Origin of the sequence: Undibacterium sp. TC4M20W (assembly GCF_049340245.1) — a bacterium.
GTDB lineage: Bacteria > Pseudomonadota > Gammaproteobacteria > Burkholderiales > Burkholderiaceae_D > Undibacterium.
On sequence record NZ_JBMPPI010000010.1, the window covers coordinates 169,594 to 187,748 of the forward strand.

An 18,155-nucleotide genomic window follows, 5' to 3' on the forward strand; every position below is an offset into this window, starting at 1 on the left:
TTCATCTATGCATTATTTGTTGCGCTATTCCGTACAAGCTGCAATTGCCAGGCTGCGATTTTTAGGCTGCGATTGCTTCCCCCAGTACACCCACTAGCGGCCAGTCTGTCAGGGCTTCTGTCGTGGTCATGGCTGTCAGGTTCAATTGTGCAGGGGTATAAGTAGCAAAGCCATTGGCCGTCAGGTCATCCAGCACGGTATTGCGCTGGCTGCTGACCCAGCTATTCGTCAGCGAGCTGAGTACATAATTCTGGTTGCTCAGCGTTTGCGTGCTGGCGCCTGTGACATTGATCTGCAATTCCTCTGCCGGGCTGGTGATGGTCGAGGTCACCGTGTAATTCTGGTTGGATTGTTGCGATGTATAGCTGAAGGTAGTCTGGTTACCTGCCGTAAAAATCAACTGTATCAATGGCACATTGTTGACCGTCAATGGATTGCGTGGCAGGGCCGTGATATTGAAACCCATCAGTGTATGTGGCAGCAGGGCTGCAGCATTGGCGTCCTTGCTGGCATTCGGGTCACCCCAGAGGGCAGTGTTCGAATTACCCAGCACAGGCTGTATCTGAACTTCATTGATGTAGTCAGTGAAGTTACCGTTATTGTCTGCCTTGGTCAGCGTGATGGTATGTATGGTCTGCACACCCGAAAGCTTCATGGGTTTGACGCTGATCGTCGTGTTCCATATCTGTGTGCTGGAGTAAGACTCGCTGGCCGCCACCAGATGTGGCAAGGCTGTGGTGCTGGCAATGGGCAAGACATTGGGTATTGTCGTTGTCGTGCTGCTGCCGGTACTCCAGCGTGCGACATTCGATGGTATGGTCGAGGCAGTCATCAACTGGAACTGGTTGGGATCAATGATCCAGTCCCAGGTGCGGCCTTGTGCATCAACAATGTCCTGTTGCAGTAAGCCTACGGCGACGGATGCCGACGCATTGGTGTCTGTGCTGGCGTTGGCATTTGCCGCGCTAAGTTTGGCAGTCTTTGCCATGCTGGCAGACTTTTGCATGTTCAGCATGCCCATGCTGCGTGCAGACACAGACTTGACAGAGTTTGACGATGTTGAACCGCTGCCAGGCAAGAAGTTATCTGCCACATTCTGCCAGCTGACAGGTGCAGGGTTCGGTGTAGAAGAACCAAAGCTGATGGTGAAGCTGACGATGTCGAGATCAACTTCAGCACGGCCACCAAATGATGGCCCCCATACCTGCAGATTTGCGCCCACACTGACACGTATCGTGAACAGGCCAAGATCAACCGAGCAGCCTACATTGACATAGGCATCTGCGCGATAAACAAATGGGGCCCAGGCGATCAAAAAGTCCATGCCGCAATTGAACCAGGCCTTGATGGAGCCTAGCGAAAAGCTGGCAGAAAACTGCATGCCCGCCATGAACATCGCCGGTGTCAGCGCCAGGTAGGATGAGCCCGATGCCTGGAAGGGGCCGAGCGCAAAACCCATTTGCATACGGGGTACGGCTGGGTACCAGGCTGGTTTGCTGTATGCACTGTTATAGCCGCCCAGTGTTACAACAAAGTCCCCCTTGTGGGCACCGCTGAACCAGATATTGAAAGCAAAGCCGCCGCTGATCTTGACGAAGTCGCCATACAGGTAGGAGGCAGGCGTGACCACGCCAGCCACGGACAGTGCACCACTGTCCGGTGTGAACGAGGCGACGATATCGATTTCTATATACGCGAGCGGGCTGCTTGCTCCCTTGGGCAAGGTGATGGAGCAAGAACCCAGCAAACCTATCTGCGTGCTGACACCAAACGATACCGTGACCAGGGCAAAGGCCGACACCATATTGAAAGACGTGAACTGTATGCCCGCCGCCACCCAGTATTGACCAGGCTGGTTGGTTACAACGGGATTAGTGCCACTGGCCAACTGTGTCAGTACAGCGCTAAAGGCCGCACCCGCATTCGATGGTTGTGCCGGTGCCTTGCCTGGCAACAGCAGGTAACCGGGCAGGGTAGCAATGGTAGGCAGGTTCAACGCATAGTTGACACCAAAACCAAAGGCCAGGCCGGATACATACAAGAAAGGCGGGCCACCCAAAGGCACCTGCAAATTGGCATAGATAAAGAAGGAGGCCGGATTATTATTCTGTGCCGGAGCATAACCGCCTATGGCTTTGAAACCATAGCTTGCAACCTGCACGACGACTTCACCAAAATAATTGGTGATGTCGTTCTGTTTGACTTTCAGGAAAGCGCCACCCAGCCTGAGATTGCCGCGCTGGAAATCCATCGCCAGACCATCAAGATCGAAGCTGACAGTGTTACCCGCTGGCATGCCGGGCAGTGGCAGGGGGAAGGTGATGGACAGGCCTTGCAAGTCCAGCGAAAAACCACCCATGGAAAAACCGGCAGACAGACCAAACGTCGCTTCACCGCTTTTATAATTCAGACCAATCTTTTGCAGATCAACCGGGCCAAAGGTCTTGTTGATATTGATCCAGTTGATGGGGCTGGCTGGCGGGCTGGCTTTGACACTACCACTAGCCTGGTAATAAGTTGCTGGTGCAGTAGAAGCCGGGGCAGCAGGCAAGGCCATGGGCAAGGAGAAATTGCTGACTGCAGTATTGCTGCCCTTTCGCAGAAGACCTGCAGTAAATGCAAAGCCTTTTTTATTGAGGCTGAATGTAGTCTGGTCGCTTTTGGTATCTATCGCATAGGTATTGCTTTGATTCGAGGTCGGTGAACCGGCTGGCTTTAATGGATTACTGCTTTTCGACACCTGGGGGATATTGAAGCTGACAGGCTTGCCATTATTTTGCGCCGGGTCAGCATTGGTATAGCTGAAGCCCAGATGCTGTAGTGTGAATTCATTAAACACCGGTATGCTGCCGACCAAGGGCAAATCCTTGAATGCCAGGTTGGTGTCTATCGAAGCACCGACCACATAGTTGCTGGTAGCAGAACCACTGGTGAGGATAGTGTCGGCATAAAAACTGAAACCGAATGTCTCGGTGCTGCTGCCATTCTGATAGACCAGTTCAAACTTGGCTGCCATGCCCATTTCTGTCGTCGTTGCACCAATAGCAGGTTTGGTATAGGTGATTTGCCCGGCCACATAGTCGATGATAGCTTCCAGGTTCAGTTCCGGTGGGAACTGCACATCGACGCCAAATTGCTGACCGATATAGCTCATGAACTTGCCTATATCAATCGTGGCATCCGTCACAGAACCACTGAAGGTGTAAACAGATACGCTCGATTTGCTTTCCACTTCCGCGCTCAGCGAAACAGGAACCGAACCGATTTGCAGGTTCAGGCCGAGGGTAAGGTCTATGGCAGTATTGGATGTGGTGGGCATGGCGGCGCGGAGTCTGGATTATTCAGGGTTGATCAAGGTGATCAGGATTGACTGCTGGCAGAAAACGAAATCGCCAGACTCTCTATCTTGAGCCAGTTCGACAAGACAGGCGGCAAAGCAATCAGGCCGACGTCAGGATTGGAGCCTTCTACATCAAGATTGAAAGAAAACAGAAATTCTTTGGTCGTTGAGTTGAGGCTGAATTCATAAATGTTGACCAGCGTCTGGTTACTGGCATTGAAATTGGCCGGATTCATATTGGGAAAAGCCTGGCTGATCAATGCCATGCCAGAGTTGCTGGAAACATCACCGCCACCGAGTTTGGTATTGATGAAGTTGATGACATCACCAAGATAAATCGTGACAGGCGGATCAAATGGTTCACGGTCCAGCTTGAACAAAAAACCATTGCTGGCACCTGCCTGCGAACCATCCTGACCCAGCACAATTTCTGAAGCCAGCGGTACATACTGTTCGCCTATGACCAGGGTAGTTTTGAAATTGATAGTCGTCCCACTCTTTGGGTCGCTACCATCGTTTTCAACAGGTGATTGTTCTATATTCATTGGTAACTCACTTGACATAAGCAACGGCAATACTGAAATCCTTGACGCCAAAACTGTCGCTGAACAGGCCCAGGTAAGAACCGCCGTTCGCAGTGGCATTCATGGCTATCTCGACAGAAAATTCACTGATCGTGCCTGTCGAAGTATCGGCTACGGTGGCAAAATCAAATGTTTCCAGTGTCAGCTTGTTTGATATGCCAGTGTTGAAACTGCCGTCACTCATGAGGTCACAGAGGATTTGCGACACCGGCAGGTTTTGCGGATTTTCAAGCGTGCCAGTTACAGAAAAAGTGGGGTCGGATCTGGTCGGCATCTGCATCGCCAGATCATAGCTAAAATCCGGCGGCACACTGGGCGGGCTGGTCTGTTTATCGTAAGGGTAGAGCGCAATCGTGCCGTTAAGCCCCCAGGTCGGTGTCGGCTTGCTGAGTGGATCGCTGACACTGATCCAGATCGCCAGCGGGTTCAGGAACAACGCGTTTGGATATAGCGGTATGTTGACGATGCCTATCGAGGTCGAGACATTGTTGACACTGATACTCAGCGTAGGCGTAGTCTTCACATACAGCGACAATTCCAGCGACAGGAGATTCAAGGTCGTGCTGGCCGGGTTGTAGTAATTGGTCGGCAGCGTGGTTGGGAACATGCTGGAAAACTGTGCGCCCGGCACCAGGAAATTCAGGTCGCTCAAACCTATGCCAAAGTTGTCGAACGTGGCGCTCATGGTGAACAGACCATTGCTCATCGGTATCTGCGTGGTCACATTCCCGCTGCCACGGCCTATCTTTACGGCGGTATTCAGATTGAACTGATCCGTGGTCGGATCATCATCGATGGTGGCGGATTGTGGCGTAGTGTTCTTGATCGTCAGGCTGGCCGCCTGCATGAGCTGGCCACCAATGACGGGAATGCAGGCTGCCAGCGCGCTCAGTATCGCTGCATTATTGCTCGACGTCAGCTCAATGTTGAGCACATTGTTGGTGGTCGTGACTGTGCCCGTCATCGGCACCGTCGTCATGCCCAGCATTTTTGACAATACACTCATGGCCTTACCAGTCGCCTGCAAATCCAGATTGGCACTGAAATTCGTGCCGCTGATCGGTGAGCCTGACGGTACATCAAATACCAAAATACTGAGTATGGAATTACTCAGTGCCGGGTAAGTGCCACCATAGACATCAGTAAATTTCCAGTAAGCCATGCGCTATGCCCCTGCTGTTCTTGGTTGGATGAGGTTGAGTGAGGTTGAATGAGGTTAAGTTAAGTAGCGACTGGCAATACGCTGAATTCGGTAATGACGGGCAGGTGATCTGACACCGTATTGTAGGCATTCAGTACTGCCCGGCCCCTGGCTGGATACAAATCATCTGGAGGGTCGAAAGTAGTGTTCTTGGCTTCCCCGATAAGGTCAGCCACTTCTTCCATGCCAGTACTAATGACAATATTTGGCGTTACCCAGGAAATATTATTGTCATACGGGGCGCTCAGGTAAACCGCCGATCCTGCCTGATTATTGTCCAGACGCTTCCGTACGCTAGAGAGCGAATTATTCGCCAGTTCAGTTCCATAATTTGTCAGATTGCTGAATGGACTTACCGCCACACCGTTGCCGTTCATATAGGTATCAGTTGGCTGGCAATTGAAGTCGCCCAGGAAAAAGGTGTTCCTCACTGCCGCAGAAGGAGTGTTCACCAGTTGCCTGCAAAAATCGATGGGAGGGCGCATCCTTACGGCGGCACCGCCACTCGGTGGCGGGTCATGTATGCCAGAGAAGCGCAGCGAGGTAGCTGGTTGTGACACTACATTGAAGGTGGCGACTAATGGCGTCCTGCCAGGCAGGTATGCATCGGTAACGGTATTGCGCTCCAGTGCGAGCGCAGTTGGTGTCAACTCTTTGGTGTTAAAGATAAAGCCCACGGTTTCATGCCGCCCTGTGACCACCGGCACGATGTACTCGTAAGTGAAATCCTGAGGGTTATGGCCCATGGCGACAACTGCGGCATTCATGGCGTCGCGTATGGCAACCAATGTGGGCAAGCAATTGCCGGATACATTGGCCCCTTTGCGGCTGCCGCCAGTCTTGAGTTCTATGACTACAAACAGATCAACAGGGGCAGAAGAAATAACACCTTCCCATTGTTCTGCACCCATGACGACATTGGTGACAAAATCAAGGACGGTATTGCCCATGCCATAGGACTGGAACAAAGGCTGGAAAGCGTTGGGCTTGGTCAGTTTATTGAGACTGACATTTTTCAGATTCCAGGAAATTACCTTCATCGCTCATCTGCCTATGGTTATGTAAGCTATAAAACAATAAAATTCCTACTGCTGTGCTGCTTGTCTCTGCCCGTCCTGTTACCTGCCTTGTTGCTTGTCAGCACGAGTTTTCCCGCACCCGGTTTGCGGGTGAACAACTTGCTTGAATTTCCTGCGGGGAAATGTTTCAGTCGCTAATAAAAATACAACAAATCATGGATTAGAAAAATAGCATCCACATACAAATTAATCAACTAAATTTACAATTCTGGCAAAAATATTAAACATTAATGTCTTTTTGTACATCAATAGCTTCAGCCTACTTCAGATAAATGCCGGGCTTTGCTGGCATCGCCAGCAAAATCCGGCGCAAGCAGGGCAGACTTCCGTACAATGTCGCTTTGTTTTTGCCAAAAAGAAGAATAAGCATGTCCATACAATGGTTCCCCGGCCACATGAACGCCGCCCGCAAGAAGGCGGCGGAAACCATGGAAAACACCGACCTGGTGATAGAAGTGCAGGATGCCCGCATTCCACAAGCCTCGTGCAACCCCATGGTGGAGTCGTTGCGTACCTTTCGCCAGCGTCCCTGTCTGAAGATATTGAACAAGGCCGACCTGGCTGACCCGAATGCCACCAAGGCCTGGCTGGATTTCTACAATGCCCAAAAAGGCGTGTTCGCCGTTGCCCTGAGTTGTAAAAAACCGTCTGATGTAGCAAAAGTGCCTGGCCTGGCTTTGAAGCTGGCCCCGCATCGTGGCGTGCCGACCAAACCGCTGCGCATGATGATCATGGGCATACCCAATGTCGGTAAATCGACCTTGATGAATGCCTTGCTCAAGAAACGTGTCGCCAATGTCGGTGATGAACCGGCCGTGACCAAGACCCAGCAGCGCCTGTACCTGGGCAAGAACATGATCTTGACCGATACCCCCGGCATGCTGTGGCCCAAGATAGAACATCCTACTGACGGTTTGATGCTGGCTGCCAGCCATGCAGTCGGCGTAAATGCGCTGATTGAGGAAGAAATCGCAACCTTCCTGGCAGAGCAATTGCTGATTCATTACCCAAAATTTATCACTGCGCGTTACGGCTTTCCGGTCGAAGGTATAGATGCAGTCTCTGTCATTGAAGGCGTGGCCAAGAAACGTGGCTACAAGCTCAAAGGTGGCGACTGGGACTACGAAAAAGCTTCCCACACCCTGTTGCTTGATTACCGCAGCGGTGCCCTGGGCCGCGTGAGCCTGGAAACCCCAGCCAGCCGCGAACATTTGCTGGCGACCTATGTGCCGCCAGTCTTGTTGGGGCAGGGCAAGAGCGTGCAGACTGGCATGGAGCCAGAACAGGAAGATGCTGAATGAGTACCCCGGTAGAAGCGCCTTTTGTATTGCGTAAGGATGTCGCAGGCGTCAGCACCCTGACATTGAACCGTGGCAAGCGCTTTAACCCCCTGTCTGAAGAAATGCTGTCAGCACTGCAGTCTGAGTTCAAGACCATCGCAGTTGACCAGAATGTGCGGGTAGTTGTACTGGCTGCTGCTGGCAAGGCATTTTGTGCTGGCCATGACCTGAAGCAAATGCAGGCCCATCCATCTGAAGATTATTACAAGAGCCTGTTCCAGCAATGCAGCAAGCTCATGCTGACTATCCAGAAATTACCCCAACCCGTCATCGCCCGCGTGCAGGGCCTGGCTACTGCTGCCGGTTGCCAACTGGTGGGCATGTGCGATCTGGCTGTTGCCAGTGACAATGCCAGCTTTGCCGTATCTGGCGTGAATGTCGGCCTGTTCTGTTCCACACCCGCTGTCGCCTTGTCACGCAATGTCTCTCGCAAGCAGGCGATGGAAATGCTGCTGACCGGTGATTTTATCGATGCGCAAACTGCCTTGCAGCGTGGTCTCATCAATCGCGTTGTCAGTACTGATGAACTCGATGCCTGTGTGGCAGAGTTGACTGCCAGCATAATTACCAAACCCGCACTGGCGATCAGCATGGGCAAGCAGTTATTCTATAAACAGCTTGAAATGGGAGTGGAAGCAGCCTATCAACTGGCCGGGCAGACCATGGCTTGCAATATGCTGGATGAGACGGCGCAAGAAGGTGTACAGGCATTTCTGGAAAAACGCAGACCTGACTGGACTTGATTATTGTTCTGGTTCTTTGGACCTGAGATGGTCAGCAATCACCGCACCAAGTGAACACCAGACTCCAGCTACAAAGCAGGTATATAAGACTGCATATGAGGTGGGGAGCTGGGCAGGATTGTCGCTATACGCAAAACTGGCATAGGTATAGACCAGCGCCGTGGTGGCAATACCCAACAGATAGCCATGCATCATAGGCGATTTTTCAGCCAGATACCCCACCAGAAAGCCTGGCACCACATACTGTGCAAAGCCAAAGATGGCCATGAACAGCTGGTTTCCCCATAAGCCGGTATCCGTATTCACCAGTGTTGGTGGTGCCATCGAGGCCTTCAGCAACGCAATAAATATAAAATACAGCAGACCATAAGCAACGGTCGAGACAGCGATCGCCTGGGTGTTGGGTTTGGAAATAAAAGGGTGGAATGCCATAGGGGCAAGATTATACTCTTAGCTGCTGAAGAATTGGGCACAATTGAGCGTGTTTTGTGCCATTCTTTAAGGGTATCGTTTGCGGCTGGTGAGCGGAAACACGAGCGGCAATCGTATAAACGTCATTCCAGCGTGTTTTTAGCTGGAATCCACCGGGCTGGCGCTCCAGCGACGTTCGTTGCATACCGTGTAGCTTGAAATTAAATTGCCCTTCGTGGATACAAGCCGGGTCTCGGCCCGGCAGCCGAAATACTTTCTTTGCGTCGCCAAAGAAAGTATTCAAAGAAAGGCGACCCAGGCGTCGTCGCCCCTGCGGGGTTCCCGTTTGTGCAGTACAAAAAATGGGAAGATCCGAAACTCGCTTCGCTCAAACAGCGGCTCTTCTTAATCCATTTTCTGTACCGCACAAACGGCGTCGACACATGGGAACTGCAAAAGTCAAAAGCAACCCCAACTTCAAAAGCAACCCCAACTTCAAAAGCAACCCCAACTTCAAAAGCAACCCCAACTTCAAAAGCAACCCCAACTTCAAAAGCAACCCCAACTTCAAAAGCAACCCCAACTTCAAAAGCAACCCCAACGTCACTGTGACCTTGGAGAATATTCTTTGGCTTGTAGTTAATAGGGGTTGCTAGCCTCCCGAAACACCAATCCTACCCAATCACCTTACGCGCAAATGACTCCAGATAATCCATCAAACCGTCCGCCGCCTTGGCAGCCTGCTCTTCATTACCTTTGGCAATCGCCTTGGCAACCAGCATATGACAGCGGGCGCCTTCTTCTATGTCGCCTTCGTGCTGGAAGGCGTACCAGAAGCGGCGACATTTGATGATCAGCGGGATGACTGCAGCGACGGCGGAAGGGTTGCGGCAGGCTTCGTGGACGACGTGGTCGAGGGCCTGGTCGGCTGCCATGTAGTCGTTGAGGTCATTGCGCTTGGCGGCGACCAGCATTTTGTCGGCGCATTCTATGATGTCCTTGCGGTGCTGTGGCGTGGCACGGCGGGCGGCGCTGGCGCCGATCAGGCGTTCGATGACGCGGCGGGTTTCTATCAGCGTCATGTGCTCGGCGGCTTCAATGTCGCTGATGATCAGGCCGCGCCTGGGCATTTGCTGTATCAGGCCATTGGAAGACATGCGCATCAGGGCTTCGCGCAGCGGCGTACGGCCCAGGCCGGTTCTTTCTACCAGTTCAGACTCGACTACGGGTGAGCCAGGTTTTAACTGCAGCGTGACTATCATGCTTTCTATCGCGTCATAGGCAACGTCGGCTGCGCGTAATTTGGGAGCGAAAGCGGGTGTTTTTTCAGGAGTAGCAAGCATCAGATATCCATGTTCTGTATTTTGTATGGATTTTACCTATTCGAGTACGAATTTTACCTTGTAAAAAGCCAGTATTATCAAATTCTGCGCGTTTTTATAAAACTTTTGCACTTTTTTGACATATGGCAATATATTCCTGCCTTCAATTTTGCCATGGACTATCCTTATTTGCTGATGGTTTACGCAGAAATCGGCACAGGAATAGATTCTAGACTGAATTATGGTTTAAGCTCCACATTTCAAATATAATTTAAATATATTTATAAATTAAGTTAATTGCAACACAATATTTTTCCTTGTTATTCTTTTTTTGTCTCTTCATTGATGGAGTTGATTAATTGACGCTGCCAGCATCCCCTTTTCCAGCACAGCAAAAACGTCAGCAAATGGCCAGCCAGATGGCCAATGTGTTTTTTGCTGAAAGCCTGTTCGATGCCATGCCCGACATCGTGTTTTTTGTGAAGGACGATGAGGGGCGTTATCTGGTGGTTAATCACACCCTGGTCAGGCGCTGTGGTGTCCGGGACAAGGATGCCTTGATAGGCAAGAGGGCAGAGGAGGTATTCCCGTCTTCACTGGCAACCAGCTATGCCACACAGGATGCGCTGGTGCTGAGTGGCAAAAAAGAAATCCATGACCAGCTGGAGCTGCACCTGTACCCGAACCGTTCGCCAGGCTGGTGCCTGACGCAAAAAATCCCCTTGCGTGATATCCACCACAATATCATAGGCATGACAGGCATCTCACGCGACCTGGCCATGCCTGACCAGCGCCATCCCGTGTATGCCAAGATTGCTGCTGCGGTAAAACACCTGCATCAAAACTATACGCAAACCATCGCCATGGCAGACCTGGTCAAGCTGACTGGTCTGTCGGTGGCGCAACTGGAGCGCAATTTCCACAAGATATTCTCCCTTACCCCGAGACAGATGATGGTCAAGATACGTCTTGATGCTGCTTCTTCCTTGCTGGCTGAGTCGCAATTAAGTATTACGGACATTGCTGTTGCTTGTGGTTACCAGGATCACAGCGCGTTTTCGCGTATCTTTAAGGCGACAGTGGGCATGACACCCAGTGAATACCGTGACGTAGTAGTGCGTAGTTAAAAAGTAACAAAAGTTACTTTTTGATCATCAAATAGTCATCCGGACGACAATCTTTGATCTCAATGTGTTTTACTCTTTGGGCAATGCTTTGCAGAAACTCTGCCTCGCAGGAAACCAAAAACTTCTGGCACCTTGCACAGACGTAAAGAAAAACACTGGAGACAATATGTTCGTAAAATTAAATCGCTGCAAAGCGATGGCTAGGCTTTTGCTCGTCAATTTGATGTTGTGCTGTAGTGTGAGTGCCTACGCAGATGGGAATGACATCGTCATCGGTCAGTCAACTGCATTGACCGGCATCCTGGCTGAACTGGGAGTTGCGCATTCCACCGGTGCCAAAGCCTATTTTGATTATGTGAACTCACAGGGTGGCGTGAATGGCCGCAAGATACGCCTGATCACCCTGGATGATGCATATGACGCCAAAAAGTCTCTTGCCAACGCAAAACAACTCATAGAAAAAGAAAAAGCCGTAGCCCTGTTCGGCATGCTGGGCACACCGGCCAATACTGCCTTGCTGCCAGTGCTTGAAGAAGCCAATATCCTGAGCTTTGCCCCGGTGACCGGTGCTGACGTGGTGCGCAAGCCATTTAACCGCCGCATCTTTAATATCCGCGCGGGTTACACGACAGAGACAGAGAAGATCATCGATCACCTGAACGTACGTGGCATCAAGAAGATAGGTGTGGTGGTACAGAATAATGCCTTTGGCAAGGAAGGTCTGGCTGGCATAGAACAGGCTATCACCAAACATCAGTTGAAGTTGTCGGCAACAGTCAGTATCAACAGCGATTCTTCTGACCTTGACAAGGCTGTTAGTGCCATGGAAGCGGCCGATGTACAAACCATCATCCTGATCACCGCAGGCAAGCCATCGAGTGACTTTATCCAGGCCTTCAATAAGAAGGTCAAGGGCATGCAGTATTTTGCGCTGTCGGTACTGGCGTCACAGGCTGGTATTACAGCCTTGGGCAAGGATGGAGTGGGCGTCATCATTTCCCAGGTTTTGCCTTTCCCTTACTCCGCCACGACAGCCCTGGTACGTGAATACCAAAAGGTCATGGGCAAGATGAACGTCAAGGAATATTCTTATCTGGGTATAGAAGGCTTTCTGGATGCCAAGGTGTTTGTCGAGGCTATCAAGCGCGCAGGCAAAGATGTCAACAGCGAGCGCCTGATCACGGCATTAGAGGGTATGGGGCGTACAGACTTTGACGGCTTTATCGTCAACTTTGGTAAGAATAACCACCAGGGTTCTGATTATGCTGAGCTGACTGTAGTGTCCAAAGATGGGCGGTTTTTGCGTTAATACTTTGCGCTGAATGATATCGCAAACTGATCCCGCGTTTTTACCGGGATCAGTTTGCAGACGTGCTTATTGACGTATGCCCCAGACAAAGGGGTCGCGTTCATCCAGTAATAACTGTGCTTCTGCATTCACAAAGGCACTGCCGCGCAGGCTGGGCAAGACCTTGCCATCTGCCGCATGGCGATAGCTGGCTTCAAACACGCTCCCCAGTATGCTTTCTTGTCGCCAGACCTGGCCTTCCTTGAGTTTTTCATCTGCTGCCAGACAGGCCAGTTTGGCGCTGGTGCCAGTGCCACAGGGTGATCTGTCATAGGCTTTGCCGGGGCAGAGCACGAAGTTCTGGCTATGGTTGTCCGTTGAGAGTGGTGGGCCAAATAATTCCACATGGTCGATCAGTGCACCGTTCTCACCGGTAATACCCTGGTTTTCCAGTGCCTGTCTGACGCGCCAGCTAAAGTCTGTCAGTTGTTCTACATTCGAGAGGCGCAGGTCTTGTCCATGCTGGTTGATCAAAAAGAACCAGTTGCCACCCCAGGCAATATCGCCGCTGATCTGTCCATGTCCAGCCACATCAATCTGCACTGCATGGCGGTAGCGGTAGGCAGGTACATTGTGCACTGTCACCGTATTGTCGGCATGCAGCTCGGCCTCGACGATGCCGACCGGCGTTTCTATCCTGTGCTTGCCTGCCTTGATCTTGCCCTGATAGGCGAGGGTGACGATGAAGCCTATCATGCCGTGGCCGCACATACCCAGGTAACCAACGTTATTGAAAAATATCACTCCCGCCGTGCAGGACGGGTCGTGCGGTGCACAAGCCAGCGCGCCGACGATGACATCAGAGCCGCGCGGTTCACAGACGGTGGCTGAACGGTAGTGATCAAATTGATCACGAAATACTTGCAGGCGGGTAGCCAGGTCAGCTGTGCCCAGGTCCGGGCCGCCATCAACAATAATCCGGGTAGGTTCACCACCAGTATGCGAATCAATGACTGAGATTTTTTTCATGTTTTTTGCCAATATGGGATGAGTTTGCTGAATCAGGGTTTCCATGCACAAGAAAACCTGATTCATGAGGAAATGATGATCGACGTCAGCTTAGGTAAAAACGCTGCACCTGTCTTGACACAAATTCAGCAGACGTACGACGAAATCAGCATAGTCATGTTGGCAATATGATCTCGCACCCAGAGTGCAGATTTGCTAATCCACCTTGCCGGTATTGGCAAAATTTTTGTAACGCGTGATTTGCTCGCCCAGCATATTGTCCGCCATTGGTGCAATTTTTTCAAAACCGCCCAACATATATCCACCTACGCTATAGGTCAGGACCAATTTACTCAGCGTCTGGCTTTTTTCAGCAGGTTTTTGCGGGATAAAATCCCAGCTCATGCTGCCAGCCAGGCCATGGGCCTGCAAGGGGCCGAGTGCGCCAGACATGCGCAAGGCTTTGCCAGGCGCAGCATGTACCACACTCAAATGCTGTACGCCACCACCATTCGGGTATTTCTCGCAGAAACAGCCACCGGGTCTGGCATCTATGCTCAGGTTCTTGGTGTTATGGGTATAGGTGTGTGAAGGACTCCACCAGTTGCTGACGTTGACCAGCAGCTCGTAGGCTTCTTCAGGTGGTATATTCAACAGCACTTCATGACGTATCTGGAAACCATTACTGCTTATATTGATAACTTCTGCCAGAGCAGGAGTAGCCAGGCAGAGCAGGGCAGAGGCAGTGAGGACGCGAAAGCGAGGGGTCATGTTTTGCTCCTGTTTGGTGGACCATCAAATTCAAATCGTGAATTTCTGATGCTGAAGCACTTTTTTGATGCATACAGATGGTAAAGTACGTTTCGCATTTTGACCATGCGATAATCTTCAGCCATGAGAGAAAATTGAACCTGTTGCATGAATCTGTATCCAGACCACACTGAAAATGCCATGCCCAAAGAGATCAAGCAGCGCCTGATTGGCGGTTTGCTCATTTCTCTCGCCGTGCATATATTTATTTTGTGTTTGCAGTTTGGCTTGCCCGGCCTGGGTATGCCCGGCGTGGAAGCGCCGTGGAACAAACGCAGGGCTGAGTCACCACAAATCACGGTACAGATTGCCAATTCAACACCAGCAAATAATGACAAACCTGTCGCTGCCAGCGCTGCGGCTGAATCATCGGCACCAGTAGTGCCAATGACACCAATAACACCAATAACACCTGTCACCCCCAAGTCTGATCCTGCCCCCGCATCCACTGTTGCTGCAGTCAGCGTGAAAGAAAGTGGCGCAACTGCAAAAACCGAGAGTAAGGCTGCCACTTCTGGGATACGCCTGGTTGCACCGCAAAAAGCGGCACCTGCTCCCGCACCGGTACAGACCAAAGTTGCCAGCAAGCCGCGCGCACCTCAAAAAACCAAAGCCAACACGGCACCACCCCAGGCCCAGCAGCGCAAAGTCATGGCACCAGATGTGGCCCGTGTGATCACCCAGGATATAGCCCGTGAAGAAAGCTTCGCCATGGCTGTGCCTAATCCCGATGACCTGCCCAAAAAAGCAGATGCAGAACCCGACCCTAAGAAGCAATATGACAACATAGCGCAAGAAGGCGTGGAGCAGGAAACACCGCAAGAAAAAGCTGCCAAAGAACAGGCAAGAGAACAAAAACGCAAAAAGCGTGAAGAACAGATGCGCAAGCAGGCCGAGGAACTGGCGCAGCAAAGCGATACCAATGGCAAGGCAGAACTCCAGCAATTAAGCAAACAATTCGACGAAGAAAACCGCAAACTCGCCGATGAAGCCAGCCGCAAGGCGGCAGCCGCACTGGCCCTGCAAAAACAACTGGAAGCAGAAGAACAAAACCGCCGCGCCCAACGCGAAGCAGCCCAGGCTGAAGAAGTCAAACTGGCAGAGCAAAAACGCCAGGACGACAATAAGCGCCAAGAAGAAGAAAGACAGCAAAAATCCCAGCAACTGGCCCAGGCACAGAAAGAACAGCAGCAAGCCAAAGAACAACAGCAGCTGAAAGAAAAAGAACAGCAAGTCGCGCTGGAAGCGGAAAAACGCAAGCAGGAAGAACAGCGCCAGCAAGCAGCGGTACGTCAAAAACAACAAGAAGAGCAAGTCGCCAGACAAAAACAGGATGAACAATTAGCGAAACAAAAAGCCGAAGAGCTGGCTGCAAAACAAAAAGCAGACGAGCAGCGTGCCCAAGCTCAGGCACAGGCACAAGCACAAGCACAAGCACAAGCACAAGCACAAGCACAAGCACAAGCACAAGCACAAGCACAAGCACAGGCTGCTGCCGCTGCCAAAGCTGCTGCCCAGGTCGCCGCCAATAACCAGTCTGCAAACACGGGCATCAATCCTGGTGCAAATACCGGGCAGCAAAACAATGGCTCTGCCACCACGCCGGGCAATGGCAGCAATCAGGGGAACAAGTCTGATCCTTTCAGCCTGCCTAAAAATATTACCGGTGGTGACCTGGCAAGCCGGGCCAGGGACCAGGCACGCGGGCTCGATGTCTTGCGTGGTACGCCGCCTTTGCCACGCAATGATGCAGAAGAAAAGCCACGTCGCCGCAGCCTGTTTGGTAGCCAGGACAAAGATGTTCCCTTGCGTCTGTATATTGATAGCTGGAAGCAAAAAATCGAGCGCAATGGCAATCTGAATTATTCGCAAATTTCCAAGGACAGGGCACGTGGTGACCCTGTCGTGGTGGTTTCCATACGCAGTGATGGTAGCGTAGAAGAAATCACTATCTTGCGTTCCAGTGGACGTGCCGACATCGATGAGGCAGTACGCCGTATCGTCCGCGTGAATGCTAAATACGCTGCCTTCCCGCCAAATATCGCCGCTCAGTATGACGTCATAGAAATACGCCGTATCTGGAATTTTGACGACAATCTGAGATTGATAGAAGAGCTGCGCTAGTTGTGTGAAATATTCTGCTGGCTGGATTTTTTCGGCTTCATGCCAGCCAGGTAAATTCAATCATCATTCATGACAAAATTTAAAAACTATTCCAGCGTTTCCATCGTGCTGATTGCACTGAGTGCTTTGGTTGCACTCACTTCCAGCTTTGGTGGGACGATAGAGAACCTGCGCATTCTTTTCATAACCGACCCGGATCATGCCGGGTTCGCCGATGTTTTATCAGGCCAGATCTGGCGCTTGCTGACACCTGCCTTCATCCATTTCGGCCCCATGCATCTGATCTTTAATTTGCTGTGGGTGTGGGATCTGGGCATCGTCATTGAAAACAGAAAAGGTCCGCGCTTTTATCTGGGCTTTTTTCTGATTGCGGCAGTCATTTCAAATATCGCGCAATACCTGCTCACAGATAATCCCTATTTTGGTGGCATGTCGGGCGTTATATATGGCTTATTTTCCTATGTCTGGATACGTGGCCGCTATGACCCCGCCTTTAACGGCATCATGCGCAAGGCCACAGTGAATATGATGCTGGCCTGGTTTGTATTGTGCTGGACGGGCTTGCTTGGCCCCATCGCAAATTGGGCGCACACCATGGGATTGCTGGTTGGCGCTGCCTGGGCCTATATTGAGTGCAAGAAGCTGGGGCTGACGCAATCTTCTTTACCGCTACCGGCCAACGCAGCGCAAAACCTGGAATATTTTTCTACTGCCGATATCCTCAAAGCAGAATCATTGAGAGATTGGGTCAGACAGCAATACCTGCCAGAAGCGAGAACACAGTTTGACACCATAGAAGGCAAGCTCAAAATCATCGAAGTGATCTTGCAGCAAAAGCCAATAGAAGCACGGCCAGCACATGAAGTGCAAGCACTGGAAATAGTATTTGCCGATGCCTTGGTACAAGAGACAGGTTTGAAATGGGCAGTGATCGATAATGATCAGCAACGCATCTTTGTCATGACTACTGCAGACGCGCCGCCAGTCATTTTCAGCCTTGTTCCTGCCAGTAAAATCATGCAGGCAGTCATTGACACAAACAAGGATGCAAATCTGGCTGCATTGTTCAAAACCAGTGTGCAAACCATACGTGAAAATCTCCGGCAGCGTACAAATACGGAATAAAGATCATGAGTCTGCAGAAAATTGTCCGTGTCATTGCCATGTTGATTTGTCTGATATTGATGATAGGCTTTGGTGCTTGTGGTCTTCTCGGTTTAACTTTTTTAGCAGGAACACCATTCAATCTTTCAGTGTTGGGTTTGACTACGCTGGGTTTAAGTATCAGTCTTGTTTGTGGCTTTCTGCTCAAGAAGCTTTTTGTATCTACACACAAATCTGATCATGACAAGCAAGAGCCGCGCTAAGCAGCTATCCAGGGATTTCAGGCAAGTCATTTCAAATCAGAACTTATTTACGAGACAGGGTAAGCTTTGCTACATACTTGGGCTATGATGTTCATTAGTTAAATGGATAAATAGGACTTACGCAAAAAAAGTGAGCTATTTTAAAAATGATGTAAACCCAAAGCAGCTTTCAAGTCAGTACACTAAGGGACATGACATCAAAACGTCCGAGCCGACTGGATTACTGCCAATACTTGCTGGTAAGCCAAATCAACTACACGATCACGAACTATGCCGACCATGCACCAACGGAAATGAGCCATGACATGATCAATCGCTATCTGCGAGATGAAAGGCTAACGTCGCGCCTGGTCTGGGAGAATGTCCGCTCGCAAATTCAACCCTCTGCGCATGGCTATGTCGTCTTCGACG

Annotated in this window: 16 protein-coding genes and 1 pseudogene; 9 read left to right on the forward strand and 8 right to left on the reverse strand. The window is 50.9% G+C overall.

Annotation, left to right across the window (positions count from 1 at the left end; genetic code table 11):
- Nucleotides 1–61: 61 nt before the first annotated feature.
- Genes ACO0LL_RS14715 through ACO0LL_RS14730 form a run of 4 tightly spaced genes read right to left on the reverse strand, consistent with a single transcriptional unit; the run spans nucleotide 62 to nucleotide 6,165 of the window.
- On the reverse strand, nucleotides 62–3,319 hold the full coding sequence (locus tag ACO0LL_RS14715) for a DUF6603 domain-containing protein (protein ID WP_422951599.1): 3,258 nt from the start codon (nucleotides 3,317–3,319) through the stop codon (nucleotides 62–64).
- Between the two features lie 41 nt (nucleotides 3,320–3,360).
- Entirely contained in the window at nucleotides 3,361–3,885 is a 525-nt protein-coding gene (locus ACO0LL_RS14720) for a hypothetical protein (RefSeq protein ID WP_422951600.1), read from the reverse strand.
- Nucleotides 3,886–3,892: 7 nt separating this feature from the next.
- Nucleotides 3,893–5,086, reverse strand: a complete 1,194-nt coding sequence (locus ACO0LL_RS14725) for a hypothetical protein (protein ID WP_422951601.1) — start codon at nucleotides 5,084–5,086, stop codon at nucleotides 3,893–3,895.
- A gap of 59 nt (nucleotides 5,087–5,145) precedes the next feature.
- A complete protein-coding gene (locus tag ACO0LL_RS14730; protein WP_422951602.1) occupies nucleotides 5,146–6,165 on the reverse strand; it encodes a hypothetical protein in 1,020 nt (339 codons plus the stop codon).
- 407 nt (nucleotides 6,166–6,572) lie between these two features.
- Between ACO0LL_RS14730 and ylqF the strand changes: the two genes are divergently transcribed.
- Together ylqF and ACO0LL_RS14740 are read left to right on the forward strand one after the other, a co-directional pair.
- Complete coding sequence (ylqF, locus tag ACO0LL_RS14735) at nucleotides 6,573–7,505, forward strand: ribosome biogenesis GTPase YlqF (protein WP_162059699.1); 933 nt, start codon at nucleotides 6,573–6,575, stop codon at nucleotides 7,503–7,505.
- Complete coding sequence (locus ACO0LL_RS14740) at nucleotides 7,502–8,287, forward strand: enoyl-CoA hydratase (RefSeq protein ID WP_422951603.1); 786 nt, start codon at nucleotides 7,502–7,504, stop codon at nucleotides 8,285–8,287. The genes ylqF and ACO0LL_RS14740 overlap by 4 nt, the downstream gene beginning before the upstream one ends.
- On the opposite strand, the gene ACO0LL_RS14745 is transcribed toward ACO0LL_RS14740, so the two are convergent.
- Nucleotides 8,288–8,719 carry a hypothetical protein gene (locus tag ACO0LL_RS14745; protein WP_422951604.1) on the reverse strand — a complete coding sequence of 144 codons (432 nt, stop codon included), beginning with the start codon at nucleotides 8,717–8,719 and terminating at the stop codon, nucleotides 8,288–8,290.
- A gap of 258 nt (nucleotides 8,720–8,977) precedes the next feature.
- Here ACO0LL_RS14745 and ACO0LL_RS14750 point away from each other — a divergent pair, with 258 nt between their 5' ends.
- Nucleotides 8,978–9,310, forward strand: coding sequence for a hypothetical protein (locus ACO0LL_RS14750; protein WP_422951605.1), 333 nt, complete (start codon nucleotides 8,978–8,980; stop codon nucleotides 9,308–9,310).
- Nucleotides 9,311–9,372: 62 nt separating this feature from the next.
- On the opposite strand, the gene ACO0LL_RS14755 is transcribed toward ACO0LL_RS14750, so the two are convergent.
- Nucleotides 9,373–10,041 (reverse strand): GntR family transcriptional regulator, encoded by a 669-nt coding sequence (locus ACO0LL_RS14755; RefSeq protein WP_162042205.1) that lies wholly within the window; start codon nucleotides 10,039–10,041, stop codon nucleotides 9,373–9,375.
- A gap of 338 nt (nucleotides 10,042–10,379) precedes the next feature.
- Here ACO0LL_RS14755 and ACO0LL_RS14760 point away from each other — a divergent pair, with 338 nt between their 5' ends.
- Together ACO0LL_RS14760 and ACO0LL_RS14765 are read left to right on the forward strand one after the other, a co-directional pair.
- Entirely contained in the window at nucleotides 10,380–11,147 is a 768-nt protein-coding gene (locus tag ACO0LL_RS14760; protein ID WP_422951606.1) for a helix-turn-helix domain-containing protein, read from the forward strand.
- Between the two features lie 166 nt (nucleotides 11,148–11,313).
- The gene (locus tag ACO0LL_RS14765; protein ID WP_422951607.1) at nucleotides 11,314–12,456 is read left to right on the forward strand and encodes an ABC transporter substrate-binding protein; all 1,143 of its coding nucleotides are present in this window, start codon (nucleotides 11,314–11,316) and stop codon (nucleotides 12,454–12,456) included.
- 66 nt (nucleotides 12,457–12,522) lie between these two features.
- On the opposite strand, the gene ACO0LL_RS14770 is transcribed toward ACO0LL_RS14765, so the two are convergent.
- Nucleotides 12,523–13,464 (reverse strand): 4-hydroxyproline epimerase, encoded by a 942-nt coding sequence (locus ACO0LL_RS14770; RefSeq protein WP_422951608.1) that lies wholly within the window; start codon nucleotides 13,462–13,464, stop codon nucleotides 12,523–12,525.
- 195 nt (nucleotides 13,465–13,659) lie between these two features.
- Nucleotides 13,660–14,214 (reverse strand): SRPBCC family protein, encoded by a 555-nt coding sequence (locus ACO0LL_RS14775; RefSeq protein WP_422951609.1) that lies wholly within the window; start codon nucleotides 14,212–14,214, stop codon nucleotides 13,660–13,662.
- A gap of 147 nt (nucleotides 14,215–14,361) precedes the next feature.
- Between ACO0LL_RS14775 and ACO0LL_RS14780 the strand changes: the two genes are divergently transcribed.
- From ACO0LL_RS14780 to ACO0LL_RS14795, 4 genes and pseudogenes are all read left to right on the forward strand, one after another.
- A complete protein-coding gene (locus tag ACO0LL_RS14780; protein ID WP_422951610.1) occupies nucleotides 14,362–16,377 on the forward strand; it encodes a TonB family protein in 2,016 nt (671 codons plus the stop codon).
- A gap of 69 nt (nucleotides 16,378–16,446) precedes the next feature.
- On the forward strand, nucleotides 16,447–17,502 hold the full coding sequence (locus tag ACO0LL_RS14785; RefSeq protein ID WP_422951611.1) for a rhomboid family intramembrane serine protease: 1,056 nt from the start codon (nucleotides 16,447–16,449) through the stop codon (nucleotides 17,500–17,502).
- Nucleotides 17,503–17,507: 5 nt separating this feature from the next.
- Nucleotides 17,508–17,744 carry a hypothetical protein gene (locus ACO0LL_RS14790; RefSeq protein WP_422951612.1) on the forward strand — a complete coding sequence of 79 codons (237 nt, stop codon included), beginning with the start codon at nucleotides 17,508–17,510 and terminating at the stop codon, nucleotides 17,742–17,744.
- Between the two features lie 191 nt (nucleotides 17,745–17,935).
- A pseudogene (locus tag ACO0LL_RS14795) lies at nucleotides 17,936–18,155 on the forward strand (IS701 family transposase); the annotation flags it as partial.

What these genes read in the sequence shown, in the direction of transcription:
- ACO0LL_RS14765 (WP_422951607.1), top strand. Translation starts at nt 11,314, where the DNA reads ATGTTCGTAAAATTAAATCGCTGCAAAGCGATGGCTAGGCTTTTGCTC.
- ACO0LL_RS14755 (WP_162042205.1), bottom strand. Translation starts at nt 10,041, where the DNA reads ATGCTTGCTACTCCTGAAAAAACACCCGCTTTCGCTCCCAAATTACGC.
- ACO0LL_RS14775 (WP_422951609.1), bottom strand. Translation starts at nt 14,214, where the DNA reads ATGACCCCTCGCTTTCGCGTCCTCACTGCCTCTGCCCTGCTCTGCCTG.
- ACO0LL_RS14770 (WP_422951608.1), bottom strand. Translation starts at nt 13,464, where the DNA reads ATGAAAAAAATCTCAGTCATTGATTCGCATACTGGTGGTGAACCTACC.
- ACO0LL_RS14725 (WP_422951601.1), bottom strand. Translation starts at nt 5,086, where the DNA reads ATGGCTTACTGGAAATTTACTGATGTCTATGGTGGCACTTACCCGGCA.
- ylqF (WP_162059699.1), top strand. Translation starts at nt 6,573, where the DNA reads ATGTCCATACAATGGTTCCCCGGCCACATGAACGCCGCCCGCAAGAAG.
- ACO0LL_RS14730 (WP_422951602.1), bottom strand. Translation starts at nt 6,165, where the DNA reads ATGAAGGTAATTTCCTGGAATCTGAAAAATGTCAGTCTCAATAAACTG.
- ACO0LL_RS14745 (WP_422951604.1), bottom strand. Translation starts at nt 8,719, where the DNA reads ATGGCATTCCACCCTTTTATTTCCAAACCCAACACCCAGGCGATCGCT.
- ACO0LL_RS14740 (WP_422951603.1), top strand. Translation starts at nt 7,502, where the DNA reads ATGAGTACCCCGGTAGAAGCGCCTTTTGTATTGCGTAAGGATGTCGCA.
- ACO0LL_RS14715 (WP_422951599.1), bottom strand. Translation starts at nt 3,319, where the DNA reads ATGCCCACCACATCCAATACTGCCATAGACCTTACCCTCGGCCTGAAC.
- ACO0LL_RS14790 (WP_422951612.1), top strand. Translation starts at nt 17,508, where the DNA reads ATGAGTCTGCAGAAAATTGTCCGTGTCATTGCCATGTTGATTTGTCTG.
- ACO0LL_RS14785 (WP_422951611.1), top strand. Translation starts at nt 16,447, where the DNA reads ATGACAAAATTTAAAAACTATTCCAGCGTTTCCATCGTGCTGATTGCA.
- ACO0LL_RS14780 (WP_422951610.1), top strand. Translation starts at nt 14,362, where the DNA reads ATGAATCTGTATCCAGACCACACTGAAAATGCCATGCCCAAAGAGATC.
- ACO0LL_RS14720 (WP_422951600.1), bottom strand. Translation starts at nt 3,885, where the DNA reads ATGAATATAGAACAATCACCTGTTGAAAACGATGGTAGCGACCCAAAG.